Here is a 16380-nt window from a genome sequence, read left to right on the forward strand (position 1 = left end):
AGTAACAACGGCGCGGCTGATTTGGCCGTGACCTTCGCCAGATGCCGCCTTTCCGGCGGCAAGGTCAGGGAACAGAGCATGAGACTGCCGCGCGAGATCGGACCCATCCACTTCGTCGGGATCGGCGGGATCGGCATGAGCGGGATCGCCGAGGTGCTGGTCAATCTCGGCTATGTCGTGCAGGGCTCGGACGCCTCCGACAATTACAATCTCGACCGTCTGCGCAAGGCAGGTGCAAAGGTCTCGGTCGGCCACAAGGCCGAGAATGTCGACGGCGCTGCGGTCGTCGTCGTCTCCACCGCGATCAAGCGCGACAATCCGGAATTGATGGTGGCGCGCGAACGCCGCATTCCCGTGGTGCGCCGCGCCGAGATGCTGGCCGAGCTGATGCGGCTGAAGAGCTGCGTCGCCATCGCCGGGACCCACGGCAAAACCACCACGACCACGATGGTCGCAACGCTGCTCGATGCCGGCGGCCTCGATCCCACCGTGATCAATGGCGGCATCATCAATGCCTATGGCTCGAACGCGCGCCTCGGTGCCGGCGACTGGATGGTGGTCGAAGCGGACGAGAGCGATGGCACGTTCCTGAAGCTGCCGACCGATGTCGCGATCGTCACCAATGTCGACCCCGAGCATCTCGATCACTTCAAGACCTTCGAGGCGGTGCAGGACGCGTTCCGGCATTTCGTCGAGAACCTGCCGTTCTACGGCTTCGCCGTGATGTGCATCGACCATCCCGTCGTGCAGAGCCTCGTCGGCAAGATCGAGGATCGCCGCATCATCACCTACGGCGAGAATCCGCAGGCCGATGTGCGGTTGCTTGACCTCACCCCGATGGGCGGTGGCTCGAAGTTCAAGGTCGCGTTCCGCGATCGCAAGACCGGCGCCGTGCACGAGATCGCCGATCTCATGCTGCCGATGCCGGGACGCCACAACGCCTCGAACGCGACGGCCGCGATTGCGGTCGCGCGCGAACTCGGCGTGTCGGACGAGGCGATCCGCAAGGCGATCGCAGGCTTCGGCGGCGTCAAGCGCCGCTTCACCAAGACCGGCGAGTGGAACGGCGTCACGGTGATCGACGATTACGGTCATCACCCCGTCGAGATCGCGGCAGTGCTGAAGGCGGCGCGGGAATCCACCAATGGCAAGATCGTCGCCGTGGTGCAGCCGCATCGCTACACCCGCCTGCAATCGCTGTTCGAGGAATTTTGTACCTGCTTCAACGACGCCGATGCGGTCGTCGTCGCCGACGTCTACGCCGCCGGCGAGACGCCGATCGACGGCATCGACCGCGATCATTTCGTAGCCGGCCTGCGCGCCCATGGCCACCGCGAGGTGATCCCGCTGCCGGCAGCGCCGGAGCTCGCAGGTATCGTCAAGGGCCTGGCGAAGTCCGGTGATCTCGTCGTGTGTCTCGGTGCGGGCAACATCACGCAATGGGCGTATGCCTTGCCCGGCGAATTGAAGGCGCTGGGGTGAGCGCTCTCATGAGAGTCTCACAGACAGCCACACGGCACACCGCACTCCCTCCCCCCTTGCGAGGGAGGGCGGGGGAGAGGGGTGGCCACGAACTCCGATCTCGCTTGTGGCTACCCCTCTCGCTGCCCCTCCCCCGCAAGGGGGGAGGGAACGGAGAGATTGTGCCTTCCTCACTTGAGGATGCACCATGACCTTCCCGGACATCACACCCGAACTTAAAGCCGCGATGCCGGAGCTGCGCGGCCGGATGCTGGCCAACCAGTCGCTCGCCGAGCTCACCTGGTTTCGCGTCGGTGGTCCCGCGCAGGTGCTGTTCACGCCGGCGGATGAGGACGATCTCGCTTACTTCCTCGCGCATCTTGCGTCCGACATTCCCGTCTATGTCGTCGGCGTCGGCTCCAACCTGATCGTGCGCGACGGTGGCATTGCGGGCGTGGTGATTCGGCTGGCGCCGCGCGCCTTTGGCGAGGCGAGCGCGAGCGGCGATGTCGTCACCGCTGGAACTGCCGCGCTCGACAAGCGCGTGGCGGAAGTGGCGGCCTCCGCCAATATCGGCGGGCTCGAATTCTATTTCGGCATTCCCGGCACCATCGGCGGTGCGCTGCGCATGAATGCGGGCGCCAATGGCGGCGAGACCAAGGACGTGTTGATCGAGGCGACCGGCGTTGCGAGGGACGGCAGCAAGCACGTGTTCTCGAACGCCGACATGAAGTTCGTCTACCGCAACAGCGGCGTCGATCCCTCCATGATCTTCACCTCCGCGCGCTTTCGCGGCGAGATCAGGGATCCCGATACGATCCGCGCGCGGATGGCGGAGGTACAGACCCATCGCGAGACCGCGCAGCCGATCCGCGAAAAGACCGGCGGCTCGACCTTCAAGAACCCGCCCGGCCATTCCGCCTGGAAGCTGGTCGACGCCGCCGGCTGCCGCGGCCTGCGCGTCGGCGGCGCGCAGGTCTCGGAGATGCACTGCAATTTCCTGATCAACACGGGCGATGCCACCGCGCACGACATCGAGACGCTGGGCGAGACCGTGCGCGAACGGGTGAAGGCAAACTCCGGAATTGAGCTACATTGGGAAATCAAGCGGATTGGAATTCCCGGCTAACCTGGACAGGCGACGAGAGAACATGCGCATCACCATCCTCTTCGGCGGCTCCAACCGGGAGCGTCTGGTTTCGGTCGCCTCAGCCCAGGCGTTACATCAGGCGCTGCCCGAGGCCGATCTCTGGTGGTGGGACGTCGAGGACAAGGTGCATGTCGTACAGTCGAAGCAACTGCTCGAACACGCCCGTCCATTCGAGGACGAGTTCAAGCCCGGCACATCGGGCATTCCGCTAGGGCAGGCGCTCGACCAGGCCAAGACGGAGGGCCGCGTGCTGGTGCTCGGCCTGCATGGCGGGCGCGCGGAGAACGGCGAATTGCAGGTGATGTGCGAGGCGCGCGGCGTGCCTTTCACCGGATCGGGCTCGGCCTCCTCGCATCTCGCCTTCGACAAGATCGCCGCCAAGCATTTCGCCGCGCTCGGCGGCGTGACGCCGCCGGCCAACGTTGCGCTGGACAAGATCGACGAGGCCTTCGCCGAATACGGCCGGCTGATCGCAAAGCCGGCGCGCGACGGCTCGAGCTATGGCCTGATCTTCGTCAACGCCAGGCAGGATCTCGTCGCCGTCCGCAATGCGGCGAAGCACGAAGACTATGTGATCGAGCCCTACATCGCCGGCGTCGAGGCAACCTGTGGCGTGCTGGAGCGCCCCGACGGCTCGATCATCTCGCTGCCGCCGATCGAAATCATTCCGGGCGAGGGCAATTTCGACTACGCCGCAAAATATCTCCTGAAGTCGACCCAGGAGATCTGCCCCGGGCGTTTTTCGCCCGAGATCACCGCTGCGCTGAAGGAGCAGGCGATGCTGGCGCATCGCGCGATGTCCTGCACCGGCTATTCCCGCTCGGACTTCATCGTCTCCGATAGGGGCCTGATCTATCTCGAGACCAACACGCTGCCCGGGTTGACCAAGTCCTCGCTCTACCCCAAGGCGCTGAAAGCCGAAGGCATCGAGTTCGTCGACTTCCTGCGCGGCCTGGTCGAGCTCGCCGGGCGGGGCGTAAGAAATTAATTAGGACTGGTTAACGGCCGAACGGGCGAAATGGCCGGTTTTGGAACCCAAAACCGGTAAAATGCCGAACATCGCGGCATAAATGCCTCACACGCCTGGGCAAAACGCATCCCGCGTTAACGAAGTTTACCTTTTGTTTACCAGGACGTCCGAAGGTTAACGCTGGCGGCGCATATGACGCTTTGGCTGCCGGCGCGTGGGCTGTTGCGGGTGATGTCACCTCCAGCGAACGCTTTGAAGGGGAGAGGTTTTCTTCTTCTGAAGACCAACACCCGGCCCGGCAAGTCCGAGACGTCATGTTCGCCAGGACCCGCGCGATGTCGCGGGCTAACTGTTGACGAGCTCGTGCAATGGATGGTGCAGGAAGCCTCACCCGGTCGTTTCTGAGATCGCTGAGGCCCCAAGCTGACCTGAAGGCGGCCGCTATCGGAGCGGTCGTGCTTCTGCGCGAGTGGGTGCAGGATAAGCGCGACCAGAAGCGCGCTGTCGCCCAGAACAAGATCAGATCCAAGACCAAAGCCAAGCCCGTCGTCGAGCGCGAGCCGCCGCCGCGCGTGGTCGCGCTGGTCGAGCGCTATGCGCCGCGCCGGATCGGGATCACCATGACCGTTCTGCTGCTGGTCGGAAGCTGCGGCTTCGGCATCGTCAGGGGCGGCCACCTCCAGGATTTCATCGCCGCAGTCAGCGACACCCGCAACGCGCTGGCCAATTCTGCGGGCTTCCGCATCACCTCTGTCGTGATCAACGGCCGCAAGCAGCTCAGCCAGGACGAGATCCTCGCGGTCGGCGGGGTCAGCGGCCGCTCCTCGCTGCTGTTTCTTGACGCCGACGTCGTGCGCGACAAGCTCAAGGCCAATCCCTGGATTGCGGATGCGACCGTGCTGAAGCTCTATCCGGGCCGGCTCATGATCGACATCACCGAGCGCCAGGCCTTCGCGCTGTGGCAGGAGGCCGGCCGGCTCTCCGTCATCGCCGATGATGGTGCGGTGCTCGAGCCTTACGTCTCGCGCCGGTTCCTGTCGCTGCCGCTCGTGGTCGGCAAGGGCGCCGACACCCAGGCGCGCGATTTCCTGGCGCTGCTGGCGCGCTATCCGCAGATCAATTCGGTGACCAAGGCCGCGATCTATGTCGGCGAGCGGCGCTGGAACCTGAGGCTCAAGGATGGCCTCGACATCCGTCTGCCCGAGCAGGACGTCGGCAACGCCCTCGCGATGCTGTCCAGGCTCGACAAGGAGGACAAGCTGTTCTCCCGCGACATCGTCGCCGTCGACATGCGCCTGCCCGATCGTCTGGTGGTGCAGCTGTCCGACGACGCCGCCAAGGCGCGCGAGGACCTGTTCAAGGACAAGAAGAAAAAGAAGGCCGGGGACGCCGCATGACCGGTCTTGATCGCACCCAGACCCCGAAGACGCGCCCGATGCCGCACAAGCGCGGCGGCATCGTCGCCTGCCTCGATATCGGCACCAGCAAGATCGCCTGCATGATTGCGCGGCTGAGGCCGTCGGCGCCGAGCGAAGCCCTGCGCGACCGTACCCACGCGGTGGAGCTGATCGGTTACAGCCAGATCCAGTCGCGCGGCATGAAGGCCGGCGCGGTGATCGATCTTGCCGAATGCGAGCAGGCGGTACGCCAGGCCGTCGGGCTGGCGGAGAAGATGGCCAAGGTGCGGGTCGAGTCCGTGCTGCTGTCGGTCTCCGGCGGCCGGCTCTCCGGCCAGCTGGTCGAAGCTGCGGCCGACATCCGCGGCGGCGCCGTGACGCCGGCCGATGTCAGCCGCGTCACCTCGACCGGCATGCGCCACGCCACCGGCGAGGGCCGCACCGTGCTGCACGCGCTGCCGGTCGGCTACACGCTCGACGGCGTCAAGGGCATCCGCGATCCGCGCGGCATGGTCGCGCATCAGTTCGGCGTCGACATGAACGTCGTCACCTGCGAGGCCACCGTTGCCCGTAACCTGATGCTGGCGGTGGAGCGCTGCCACATCAATGTCGAAGCCATGGCGGCGAGCCCGTATGTGGCCGGCCTGTCGGTGCTGACCGACGACGAGGCCGATCTCGGTGCGGCCGTCGTCGAGATGGGCGCGGGCACCACCACTATCGCGGTCTATTCCGGCGGCCGCTTCGTGCATGCGGCGGGCTTTGCGGTCGGCGGGCAACACATCACGATGGATCTCGCGCGTGGACTCTCCGCGACCATTGCCGATGCCGAGCGAATCAAGACGTTATATGGGACCGTCATCACCGGCGGATCGGACTCGCGTGAGCTGATGTCTGTACCGACAGCCGGTGACGAGCAGGATCTGCCGCAGATCGTCTCCCGCGCCACCATCGCCAACATCGTCAAGCACCGTGCCGAGGAAGTCTTCGAAATGGTTCGGGACAAGCTGAAGGATTCGCCCTTCGCCTCAGAGCGCAACGGCCGCGTCGTGCTCTCCGGCGGCGCCTCGCAGCTCACCGGCCTCGTTGAACTCGGCACACAGATTCTCGGCCGGCCCGTGCGGGTCGGACGTCCGCTCGGTTTCGGCCGGCTGCCCAACGAGGCGAAGAACGCCGCGTTCGCGGTGCCGGCAGGGCTCCTCGTCTACCCGCAATATGTTCATCACGAGCATGTCGAACCGCGGCATACGCGGCAGCAGGTCAAGACAGGGACGGGCGGTTATTTTGGAAAGGTCGGACGATGGCTACGCGAGGGCTTCTGATGAACCGGTTCCGCAACCTTCGCATTTCACCAACTCCCGCGGCCGCCGGCCGGGGCGAACCCACGCGCGCGTGATCGAGAGGCAAACATGACCATCAGCATCAATGTTCCTGATATTCACGAATTGAAGCCCCGGATCACCGTGTTCGGCGTCGGTGGCGCCGGTGGCAACGCCGTCAACAACATGATCACGGCGGGCCTCCAGGGCGTCGACTTCGTGGTCGCCAACACCGACGCGCAGGCGCTGACGATGTCGAAGGCGCAGCGCATCGTGCAGATGGGCACCGCGGTCACGCAAGGCCTCGGCGCGGGTTCGCAACCGAACGTCGGCGCGGCGGCGGCGGAAGAGGTGATCGACGAACTGCGCGACCATCTCTCGGGCGCCAACATGGTGTTCGTCACCGCCGGCATGGGCGGCGGCACCGGCACAGGTGCTGCTCCCGTCATCGCCAAGACCGCGCGCGACATGGGCATCCTCACCGTCGGCGTCGTGACCAAGCCGTTCCACTTCGAGGGCGGCCGGCGCATGCGCACCGCCGAGGCCGGCATCAACGAGCTGCACAAGGTCGTCGACACGCTCCTGATCATCCCGAACCAGAACCTGTTCCGGGTCGCCAACGAGAAGACCACCTTCGCCGACGCCTTCGCGATGGCCGACCAGGTGCTTTACTCCGGCGTTGCCTGCATCACCGACCTGATGGTCAAGGAAGGTCTGATCAACCTCGACTTCGCCGACGTCCGCGCCGTCATGCGCGAGATGGGCAAGGCGATGATGGGTACGGGCGAAGCTTCCGGCGACAAGCGCGCGCTGACCGCCGCTGAAGCCGCGATCGCCAACCCGCTGATCGACGATAGCTCGATGAAGGGCGCCAAGGGCCTCCTCATCTCGATCACCGGCGGCAAGGACCTCACCTTGTTCGAGGTTGACGAAGCCGCGACCCGCATCCGCGAGGAAGTCGACCAGGACGCCAACATCATCGTCGGCGCGACCTTCGACGAAGCGCTCGACGGCCTGATCCGCGTCTCGGTCGTTGCCACCGGCATCGAGCAGGCAACGATCGCCCGCAACACCCAGGCCACCAGCGCCCCGGTTGCGAACGCGGCGCCGCAGCAGATCCAGCAGGTGCAGCAGGCTCCCGCTGCTCCGGCCGCCGCTGCCGAGAGCCGTCTCGCCGATCTGACCGCGCGTCTGCGCGCCGACAATCAGCGCATGGCCGAGCGCGCCCAGAAGCTGGAAGCCCAGATCCCGGCCGCCGCCCCGACCGCGCCGCGTCCGAATGTCGAGCGCGCCGCGCTGGCCGCCATCGCGGCTGCCGTTGCCGAGGTCCCGCAGGCGCCCGCGCCGATGCAGACCTATGGCGACGTCACGGTGCGCCCGATCGCACAGAAGCCGACGCTGTTTCCGGAGCCTGACATGGCCCCGGTCGCGATGCAGGAGCCGATGACGCCGGATACCTTCATCCCGCCGCAGGCCGAGCGTGGGCCGGTCCGCGCGCCTCGGATGCCGCGCATCGACGAACTGCCGATGCCGGCCCAGGCCGAGCTTCGCCAGGCCCGCGGCGAGGTTGAGGAAGAGACCCCGCAGAAGACCCGCCTGTCGCTGCTCCAGCGCCTCGCCAATGTCGGCCTCGGCCGCCGCGACGAGGAGAGTGAGGCGCCGGTCGCAGCCCGCACCGCCGGTCCCGCGATGCCGCCGCTGCCCGATCGCCGGCCCCAGAAGAGCGTGGCGCAGCAGATCGCGGCAAGCGAGCCGGTATCGGAGTATGCCCGCCGTCCTGCGCCTCAGGGCCTGGACATGCATGGCCGCCCGGCGCCTGTTGCGCCGGCGCCACAGGGTGACGACCATCTTGATATCCCGGCCTTCCTGAGGCGTCAGGCGACCTGAGGATTGTTACAATAAGGCTGACGAAAAAAGGTCCCGGCGGGAAGCTTGCCGGGACCTTTCCTTTGGTCCCGTGCATGCCCGGATTGCGGGATCAAACAACTGATTTTAAATCATTAATTACGCATTTGGTGGTTCAGTAAAACTGCCGATAACGGTCCCAAACTCCGGCGCAATTTGGTTAAGCCTTGGCGCGAATACGGCAGGTTTGGGGTAACAATCGGTAAAAAAGCGTGAGTTGGCGCTGTTTGAGGCTGTGACTATGGTTTGCCGTGACTTGGGGATACGGAGATTCGCAACCGTCGGCACTGGCCGGCCAAGCGGGCCTAGTATAAGTCGCAGTGGGTCGTAGTGGGGCGGATTCCTGATGAAATTTAGCCGGCAAACAACGCTTCGTGCGCAAGCCACCGTGGCCGGCGTTGGCGTTCATTCCGGGCTTCCCGTCACTCTCACGCTGGGGCCTGCGCCCGTCGATGCGGGGTTTGTTTTTGTCCGCACCGGCCTCGAGGGAAGTGACCGTGAGATTCAGGCGACCGCCGACCAGGTGATCGCGACCGACTTCGCCACCGTCCTCGGCGATCGTGACGGCCCGTTGGTTTCGACCGCCGAGCACGTGCTTGCGGCGCTGCGGGGCATGGGTGTCGACAACGCCACCATCGAGATCGACGGACCGGAAGTGCCGATCATGGACGGCAGCGCCGCGGCCTTCATTGCCGCGATCGACCAGGCAGGCATCGTCAGCCAGCCGGCACAGCGCCGCTTCATTCAGATCTTGAAGCCGATCTCGGCCAAGGTCGGTGACTCCTTCGGCGAGATCCGGCCCTACGCCAACGGATTCCGCGTTGATATCGAGATCGACTTCACCAATCCCGTCATCGGCCAGCAGAGCTACGGCTTCGACCTGAGCCCGGAGCGCTTCCGCCGCGAAGTCGGCCGCGCCCGGACTTTCGGCCTGATGTGCGACGTCGCCCGGCTCTGGAGCGCGGGTTACGCACTCGGCGCTTCCTTCGACAATACCGTCGTGTTCGACGACGAGCGGCTGCTCAACACCGAGGGCCTGCGCTACGCCGACGAATGCGCCCGCCACAAGGTGCTGGACGTGATCGGCGATCTCGCGCTGGCCGGCCTGCCGCTGCTTGGCGCCTACCGCTCGGTGCGTGGCGGTCACAAGCTCAACCACGCTGTCCTGACCGCGCTGCTTGCCGACCGTACCGCCTGGCGGGTGGTCGAGGGCGAGGCGGTCCGCCGCACCACGCGTCCCGTGGGTGAAGTCGGTCGCGGCATCGTTGGCGGCCGGATCGCCGCGGCCTACGGGCCGGACGTGTCCTGAAGAGACCTGTCGCCACTGGCGTTTTGTTGCCGCCGGCGTTTGGCGGCGGCTTTCCCCGGGAAACTCCTGGTAACGATGATCGGCTAGGATTGCGGCGCGTTCGCCTTAATCCGGGCGAAATGCCTGCCTATCCGGTTGGTTCGAGATCGTTTTTCGGTTACACGGCGTGGTCGCATGGCAGGCGCCACGGCTACATTTCGCGCCCATGACGGGGTTCATGGGCTGGCGGACACCGCATCACAGGGCGTCAGGGCTTAAATTCATGTCGGCACAGCGTATGACGCGCGGATATCTCTCGGTCTCGCCTGGAGTCCGCGGGCTGCTTCAAGCCGCCACCTTCGTGGTGCTCGCGCTGCCGCTGGCCGGCTGCGGCACCGGCGCGCTCTGGGACAAGTTCACCGCCAAGGACGACACCTTCACCGAGGAGCCCGCCGACAAGATCTATAATGAGGGCCTGTACCTCATGAACGAGAAGAAGGACATGAAGGGGGCGAACAAGAAGTTCGAAGAGGTCGACCGCCAGCATCCTTATTCCGACTGGGCCCGCAAATCGCTGCTGATGTCGGCCTATGCCTCCTACCAGGGCGGCGACTATGACGGCTGCATCGGCGCTGCGACCCGCTACGTCACGCTGCATCCCGGCAGCCCGGACGCGGCCTATGCGCAGTACCTGATCGCCGCCTCCCACTACGACCAGATCCCGGACATCAGCCGCGACCAAGCCCGCACCGAGAAGGCGATCGCCGCGCTGGAAGAGGTGAACCGCAAATATCCGAACTCGGAATATGCGACCTCGGCCAAGGCCAAGATCGAGGGTGCGCGCGACCAGCTCGCCGGCAAGGAAATGAACGTCGGCCGCTATTACATGCAGAAGCGCGACTACACGGCGGCGATCAACCGCTACAAGGCCGTCGTCACGCAGTACCAGACCACCCGCCATGTCGAGGAGGCGCTGTTCCGGCTCACCGAGGCCTATATGACGATCGGCATCGTCGCCGAGGCGCAGACCGCAGCCGCGGTGCTTGGCCACAATTTTCCTGACAGCCGCTGGTACAAGGACGCCTATAATCTTGTAAAATCCGGGGGTCTCGAGCCGAGCGAGAATCAGGGTTCCTGGATGAGCAGGGCCTTCAAGAAGATAGGCCTATAGTCTCGGCTAGGAAATTTGATTCCATGCTGGCGCGTCTGTCGATCCGTGACATCGTCCTGATCGAGCGGCTCGATATCGAATTCGCCACCGGACTTGCGGTTTTGACCGGTGAGACCGGTGCGGGCAAATCCATCCTGCTCGATGCCTTTGCGCTGGCGCTCGGCGGCCGCGGCGACGCCGGGCTCGTGCGCCATGGCGCGGAGCAGGGGCAGGTCACCGCCGTCTTCGATATCCCCAAAAATCACCCTGCGATGAAGATTCTGGCCGAGAACGGCCTGGATGATACCGGCGAGATGATTCTCCGCCGGGTGCAACTCGCCGACGGCCGCACCCGCGCCTTCATCAACGACCAGTCGATCAGCGTGCAGACGCTGAAGGCGGTCGGTGGTGCCCTGGTCGAGATCCATGGCCAGCATGACGAGCGCGCGCTGGTCGATGCCGCCACCCACCGCCGCCTGCTCGACGCCTTTGCCGGGCTCGAAAAGGACGTCACCGCGGTCGAAGCGCTCTGGGACGCGCGCCGCACGGCCAGCGCCGCGCTGGAAGAGCACCGCGCCGCCATGGAGCGCGCCGCGCGCGAGGCGGACTATCTGCGCCACGCCTCCGACGAGCTGAAGCAGCTCGCGCCCAAGGAAGGCGAGGAGACCTCGCTCGCCGGTCGCCGCACCACCATGATGCAGGGCGAGAAGATCGCCTCCGATTTGCGGGAGGCGCAGGAAGCCGTCGGCGGCAATCATTCGCCGGTCGCCTCCCTGTCGGCCGCGGTGCGCCGGCTGGAGCGGCGCGGTGTCAATTCGCCGGCGCTGGTCGAGCCTGCCGTGAAGGCGATCGACACCGCGATCAACGCGCTGGAGGAAGCCGACCAGCATCTCCTGGCCGCGCTCGCCGCGACCGACTTCGATCCGGGCGAGCTCGAGCGCATCGAGGAGCGGCTGTTCGCGCTGCGCGCCGCCTCGCGTAAATATTCGACGCCGGTCGATGGCCTCGCTGCGCTTGCCGCCAAATACGCTGCCGATGTCGTCCTGATCGATGCCGGTGCTTCGCGGTTGAAGAAGCTGGAGCAGGCGGCGATCGAGGCTGACGCGCGCTATGCCGCTGCCGCCAAGAAATTGTCGATCGCCCGGCAGAAGTCGGCGGACAAGCTCAACAAGGCGGTCAACGCCGAGCTCGCGCCGCTCAAGCTCGAACGCGCCAAGTTCATGACGCAGGTCGAGACCGATGAGGCCGCGCCGGGCCCGCAAGGTTTCGACCGCGTCGAGTTCTGGGTGCAGACCAATCCCGGCACCAAGCCGGGTCCGATGATGAAGGTCGCTTCCGGCGGCGAGCTCTCGCGCTTCCTGCTGGCGCTCAAGGTCGTGCTGTCCGACCGCGGCTCGGCGCCGACGCTGGTGTTCGACGAAATCGACACCGGGGTCGGCGGTGCGGTCGCGGACGCCATCGGTGGGCGGCTCGCGCGGCTTGCCGGCAAGGTGCAGGTGATGGCCGTGACCCACGCCCCGCAGGTCGCCGCCCGTGCCGGCCAGCATCTGCTGATCTCCAAGGACGCCCTCGACAAGGGCAAGCGCGTCGCCACCCGCGTCAATGCGCTGGCCGCCGACCACCGCCGCGAGGAGATCGCCCGCATGCTCGCCGGCGCCGAGATCACCGCCGAGGCGAGGGCGGCCGCGGAGCGGCTGCTCAAGGCGGCGAGTTAGACTTTGTGTCCCGGATGCGCGTAGCGCGAGCCGGGACACGGAACGAGACCAACCGCCTTTACCCTCCCGCCCGCTCCGTCGTATCCAAGCACCATGGCAAGAGCAGCAAAATCCAAAGCAAGGCCTCTTCGCGACGTCGCCGACCTCACCAAGGCGCAGGCCAAGGTCGAGCACATGCGGCTTGCACTCGAACTCGAAGAGCACGACAGGCGCTACTATCAAGAGGACGCGCCCACCGTGACCGACGCCGAGTACGACGCGTTGCGCCAGCGCTTCAACGCGATCGAAAAGCGCTTTCCGGATTTCGTCAGCGCGGAGTCGCCGTCCCAGAAAGTCGGCGCGGCGCCGTCGGGGCGCTTCAGGAAAGTCCGGCATTCCGTTCCGATGCTGTCGCTCGACAACGCGTTTGCCGAAGAGGACGTCCGCGACTTCGTCGGCCGCATCGTGCGCTTCCTGAAGCTTGACGACGACAAGGTCGATTTCTCGGCCGAGCCGAAGATCGACGGCCTCTCGATGTCGCTGCGCTACGAGGGCGGCGAGCTCGTCACCGCGGCGACCCGCGGTGATGGCGCCGAAGGCGAGGACGTCACCGCCAACATCCGTACGCTCGAAGACATGCCGCAGAAGCTGAAAGGCCGCAACATCCCTGACATCTGCGAGGTGCGCGGCGAGGTCTACATGACCAAGAAGGCGTTCCTCGCGCTCAACGAGCGGCAGAAGGCGGAAGGCAGCACCATCTTCGCCAATCCGCGCAATTCGGCCGCAGGCTCGCTCCGGCAGAAGGACCCGACCATCACCGCCTCGCGTCCCCTGGGCTTCTTCGCCTATGCCTGGGGCGAGATGAGTGCGATGCCGGAGGGGACGCAGAGCGGCATGATCGGCTGGTTCGAGCGCTGCGGCTTCAAGACCAATCCGTTGACCAGGCTCTGTCATTCCGTCGAGGAGCTGCTCGCGTTCCATCATTCGATCGAGGAGCAGCGCGCAAAGCTCGATTACGACATCGACGGCGTCGTCTACAAGGTCGACCGCATCGACTGGCAGGAACGGCTCGGCTTCGTCTCACGCACGCCGCGCTGGGGCATCGCGCACAAATTCCCGGCCGAGCGCGCCGTGACGGTGCTGCGCGACATCGAGATCCAGGTCGGCCGCACCGGCTCGTTCACGCCGGTCGGCAAGCTCGAACCGGTCGGCGTCGGCGGCGTGATCGTGCAGAACGTCACCCTGCACAACGAGGACTACATCAAGGGCATCGGCAACAAGGGTGAGGTTCTGCGCGAGGGGCGCGATATCAGGATCGGCGACACCGTCGTGATCCAGCGTGCCGGCGACGTCATCCCGCAGGTGGTCGACGTCGTCCTCGACAAGCGGCCGAAGAGCGCCAAGGAATTCCATTTCCCGACGAAGTGCCCGTGCCCGCTGCACACCGACGTCACGCGCGAGGAGACGGCGGCCGGCGAAGAGGGCTCGCGCGCCCGCTGCACCGGCGAGTTCGCCTGTCCCTATCAGAAGATCGAGCACCTCAAACTGTTCGTGTCGCGGCGCGCCTTCGACATCGACGGTCTTGGCGAGAAGCAGCTCCAGTATTTCTTCGACGAGGGATGGGTGAAGGAGCCCGCCGATATTTTCACGCTGGAGAAGCGCAATGCGAAGCTGAAGCTCGAGGAGATCGAGGGCTACGGCGAAACGTCGGTGCGCAACCTGTTCGGCGCCATCGAGAGCCGGCGCAGAATCGCGCTGGAGCGCTTCGTCTTTGCGCTCGGGATGCGTCATGTCGGCGAGACCACCGCGCTGGCGCTCGCACGCGGCTATGGCTCGTGGGACGCTTTCCACGACGCCTGTCTCAAGGTCGCCAAGGGCGACGAGGAGGCGATGGCCGAGATGGACGCGCTGGACCAGATCGGCGAGACCGTGATCAAGAGCATCGCCGACTATTTCGGCGAGAGCCACAATCGCGGCATCGTCGAGCGCCTGACCAAGGAAGTCGAGATCATCGACGCCGAGAAGCCGAAGAGCAATTCCGCCGTCGCCGGCAAGACGGTGGTGTTCACGGGATCGCTGGAGAAGATGACGCGCGACGAGGCCAAGGCCACCGCGGAGCGTCTGGGGGCCAAGGTGTCGGGCTCGGTGTCGAAGAAGACCGACCTCGTCGTCGCCGGCCCCGGCGCGGGCTCCAAGCTCGCGGAAGCCAACAAGCACGGCGTCAAGGTGTTGACCGAGGACGAGTGGCTGACGCTGATCGGGGAGTGAGAGGGCACTTCACTCTCCACTTACTCCGCTGTCATTCCCCGCGACCCGTCTACGCCAAGGCTTCGCCGGGGTTTGAGGTCTAGGGGCGCCGAAGCTTTAGCGTAGGCGGCAGGCGGGGAATCCAGTATTCTAGAGGCGTGCGTTGAAGATCTCGCTGTTGCTGCCGGTGCCGCGGCGTACTGGATGCCCCGGTCAAGCCGGGGCATGACAGCGAGGTTGCGGCACGCGCGGTGCCCCCCTCACATCATCCCGCTCTCTTCCTCCTCGGCCTGCTCAATCAACTCCTCGCTCACCACCACCTCGCGGCGGGGAACGACGAAGATCATCATGCAGGCGCAGAGCAGCGAGATCGCCAGCACCGCCGAGGTCAGCGGTAGCGTCGTTGCGGAATGGCCGCCGAGATAGGCGCCGAATTGCGACATCAGCGCGCCGATGCCCTGCTGGAGGAAGCCCATCGCGCCTGACGCGGTGCCGGCGGCTTCAGGGCGGATGCTGATGGCGCCGGCGGCGGAGTTCGCCATCACGAAGGCATTGCCGACCATCACGATCATCTGCGTGCCGAATAGCCAGCTCGGAGCCTCGTTCCAGCCGGTGAAGCTCCAGAGCAGGTTCAACAGGCTGCCGCAGAGTTGCAGGCCGAGCCCGAACCAGATCAGCTTTTCCAGCGAGTGTCGCGGCGCGAAGCGCACGCAGAGCAGATTGCCGACGAGATACGCAAAGCCTGTTGTCGCGAACCAGGCGCCATATTCGGCGCTGGTCCGGCCCATCTGCGTCACCACGATGTAGGGGCCGCCGCCGGCGAAGGTGAAGATAATCTGGGACGCCAGCACCTGGCACATCACATAGCCGATGAAGGCGCGGCTCTTGATCAGGGTGCCGACGTCGCTGCGAAAGCCGCCGCTGCCGACCGCGCGATCGCGGCGGGTCTCGGGCAGCGCGATCGCGATGCCGATGGCGACCGCGATCGCGCCGATCGTGACGGCGTAGAAGATCGCCCGCCAGCCGAATGCGGTCTCGATCAGGCCGCCGGTGAGCGGTGAGACCATCTGGCCGATCATGAGCGCTGCGATTACGAGGCTGATCATGGAGGCGACGCGGTCGCGCTCGTAGATATCGCGGATGATGGCGCGGCTCACCACCATGCCGGAGGCGCCGCCGAGCGCCTGGAAGAAGCGCGCTGCGATCAGTTGCGGCAGGGTTTCGGCGAAGATGCAGGCGATGCTCGCCGCGACCATCAGCGCGAGGCCGCCAAGCAGCACCGGACGCCGACCGAACTTGTCCGACAGCGGTCCCATGATGAGCTGCGACAGTGCGATGCCGACCATGTACAGCGACACCGTCATCTGCGCGATCGAGATGTCGCGGCCGAACGTCGTCGCCAGCACTGGCAGCGCCGGAACCAGGATGTAGAGCGAGATCGGCGCGATCCCGGTCATGACGACCAGCAGCAGCAACACCACGCGCGAGGTCGCGATGTTTTTCGTCGCCGCGTCCGGCGGCCTGCTGATCATGCCGTGCATAGTCGTCCGTCTTTCGAAGTCGAATCGACTGTAGCGTGCTCGCGCAAGACGGATATCGGCGTTTCGGAATGCGGCTATTCGGATTTCGGGACGGTTAGGATGAGGGCACGATGGCGACCGATTGGGCGCGTTGTTCCTGCCTTAAAGGCAGTTGTCATCGCCCGCGAAGGCGGGCGATCCAGTACGCCGCGGCTTCTCCGCATGCGTTTGCTGTCTCTGGATACTGGATTCCCCGCTTCCGCGGGGAATGACAGCGATGGG

Annotated in this window: 11 protein-coding genes; 10 read left to right on the plus strand and 1 reads right to left on the minus strand. The window is 65.6% G+C overall.

What is annotated here, in order from left to right:
* The first annotated feature begins 78 nt into the window (after positions 1–78).
* From murC to ligA, 10 genes are all read left to right on the plus strand, one after another.
* On the plus strand, positions 79–1482 hold the full coding sequence (gene murC, locus HAP41_RS11990; protein WP_166101921.1) for a UDP-N-acetylmuramate--L-alanine ligase: 1404 nt from the start codon (positions 79–81) through the stop codon (positions 1480–1482).
* 187 nt (positions 1483–1669) lie between these two features.
* A complete protein-coding gene (gene murB, locus HAP41_RS11995) occupies positions 1670–2590 on the plus strand; it encodes a UDP-N-acetylmuramate dehydrogenase (RefSeq protein ID WP_166101914.1) in 921 nt (306 codons plus the stop codon).
* 22 nt (positions 2591–2612) lie between these two features.
* Positions 2613–3599, plus strand: a complete 987-nt coding sequence (locus HAP41_RS12000; protein WP_166101910.1) for a D-alanine--D-alanine ligase family protein — start codon at positions 2613–2615, stop codon at positions 3597–3599.
* 350 nt (positions 3600–3949) lie between these two features.
* Entirely contained in the window at positions 3950–4978 is a 1029-nt protein-coding gene (locus HAP41_RS12005) for a cell division protein FtsQ/DivIB (protein WP_063981542.1), read from the plus strand.
* Positions 4975–6297, plus strand: coding sequence for a cell division protein FtsA (gene ftsA, locus HAP41_RS12010; protein WP_028147625.1), 1323 nt, complete (start codon positions 4975–4977; stop codon positions 6295–6297). The genes HAP41_RS12005 and ftsA overlap by 4 nt, the downstream gene beginning before the upstream one ends.
* An 87-nt stretch (positions 6298–6384) precedes the next feature.
* On the plus strand, positions 6385–8181 hold the full coding sequence (gene ftsZ / locus HAP41_RS12015; RefSeq protein ID WP_166101906.1) for a cell division protein FtsZ: 1797 nt from the start codon (positions 6385–6387) through the stop codon (positions 8179–8181).
* Positions 8182–8545: 364 nt separating this feature from the next.
* Positions 8546–9508 carry a UDP-3-O-acyl-N-acetylglucosamine deacetylase gene (gene lpxC, locus HAP41_RS12020; protein WP_071910404.1) on the plus strand — a complete coding sequence of 321 codons (963 nt, stop codon included), beginning with the start codon at positions 8546–8548 and terminating at the stop codon, positions 9506–9508.
* A gap of 262 nt (positions 9509–9770) precedes the next feature.
* Positions 9771–10658 (plus strand): outer membrane protein assembly factor BamD, encoded by an 888-nt coding sequence (locus HAP41_RS12025; RefSeq protein ID WP_028147628.1) that lies wholly within the window; start codon positions 9771–9773, stop codon positions 10656–10658.
* A 23-nt stretch (positions 10659–10681) separates the two neighbouring features.
* Positions 10682–12352 carry a DNA repair protein RecN gene (recN, locus tag HAP41_RS12030; protein WP_166101903.1) on the plus strand — a complete coding sequence of 557 codons (1671 nt, stop codon included), beginning with the start codon at positions 10682–10684 and terminating at the stop codon, positions 12350–12352.
* A gap of 93 nt (positions 12353–12445) precedes the next feature.
* Entirely contained in the window at positions 12446–14599 is a 2154-nt protein-coding gene (ligA, locus tag HAP41_RS12035) for an NAD-dependent DNA ligase LigA (protein WP_166101899.1), read from the plus strand.
* Between the two features lie 239 nt (positions 14600–14838).
* Here ligA and HAP41_RS12040 read toward each other — a convergent pair whose 3' ends face one another.
* Positions 14839–16119 carry a multidrug effflux MFS transporter gene (locus HAP41_RS12040; protein WP_166101896.1) on the minus strand — a complete coding sequence of 427 codons (1281 nt, stop codon included), beginning with the start codon at positions 16117–16119 and terminating at the stop codon, positions 14839–14841.
* Positions 16120–16380: the final 261 nt, after the last annotated feature.

Source organism: Bradyrhizobium barranii subsp. apii (assembly GCF_011516635.5).
In the GTDB taxonomy this organism is placed as follows: domain Bacteria; phylum Pseudomonadota; class Alphaproteobacteria; order Rhizobiales; family Xanthobacteraceae; genus Bradyrhizobium; species Bradyrhizobium barranii.

Bases quoted from the DNA above. Each gene is read 5' to 3' on its own strand.
- ligA (WP_166101899.1), top strand. From the start codon at position 12,446: ATGGCAAGAGCAGCAAAATCCAAAGCAAGGCCTCTTCGCGACGTCGCC.
- murC (WP_166101921.1), top strand. From the start codon at position 79: ATGAGACTGCCGCGCGAGATCGGACCCATCCACTTCGTCGGGATCGGC.
- lpxC (WP_071910404.1), top strand. From the start codon at position 8,546: ATGAAATTTAGCCGGCAAACAACGCTTCGTGCGCAAGCCACCGTGGCC.
- HAP41_RS12040 (WP_166101896.1), bottom strand. From the start codon at position 16,119: ATGCACGGCATGATCAGCAGGCCGCCGGACGCGGCGACGAAAAACATC.
- HAP41_RS12005 (WP_063981542.1), top strand. From the start codon at position 3,950: ATGGATGGTGCAGGAAGCCTCACCCGGTCGTTTCTGAGATCGCTGAGG.
- ftsZ (WP_166101906.1), top strand. From the start codon at position 6,385: ATGACCATCAGCATCAATGTTCCTGATATTCACGAATTGAAGCCCCGG.
- ftsA (WP_028147625.1), top strand. From the start codon at position 4,975: ATGACCGGTCTTGATCGCACCCAGACCCCGAAGACGCGCCCGATGCCG.
- HAP41_RS12000 (WP_166101910.1), top strand. From the start codon at position 2,613: ATGCGCATCACCATCCTCTTCGGCGGCTCCAACCGGGAGCGTCTGGTT.
- recN (WP_166101903.1), top strand. From the start codon at position 10,682: ATGCTGGCGCGTCTGTCGATCCGTGACATCGTCCTGATCGAGCGGCTC.
- murB (WP_166101914.1), top strand. From the start codon at position 1,670: ATGACCTTCCCGGACATCACACCCGAACTTAAAGCCGCGATGCCGGAG.
- HAP41_RS12025 (WP_028147628.1), top strand. From the start codon at position 9,771: ATGTCGGCACAGCGTATGACGCGCGGATATCTCTCGGTCTCGCCTGGA.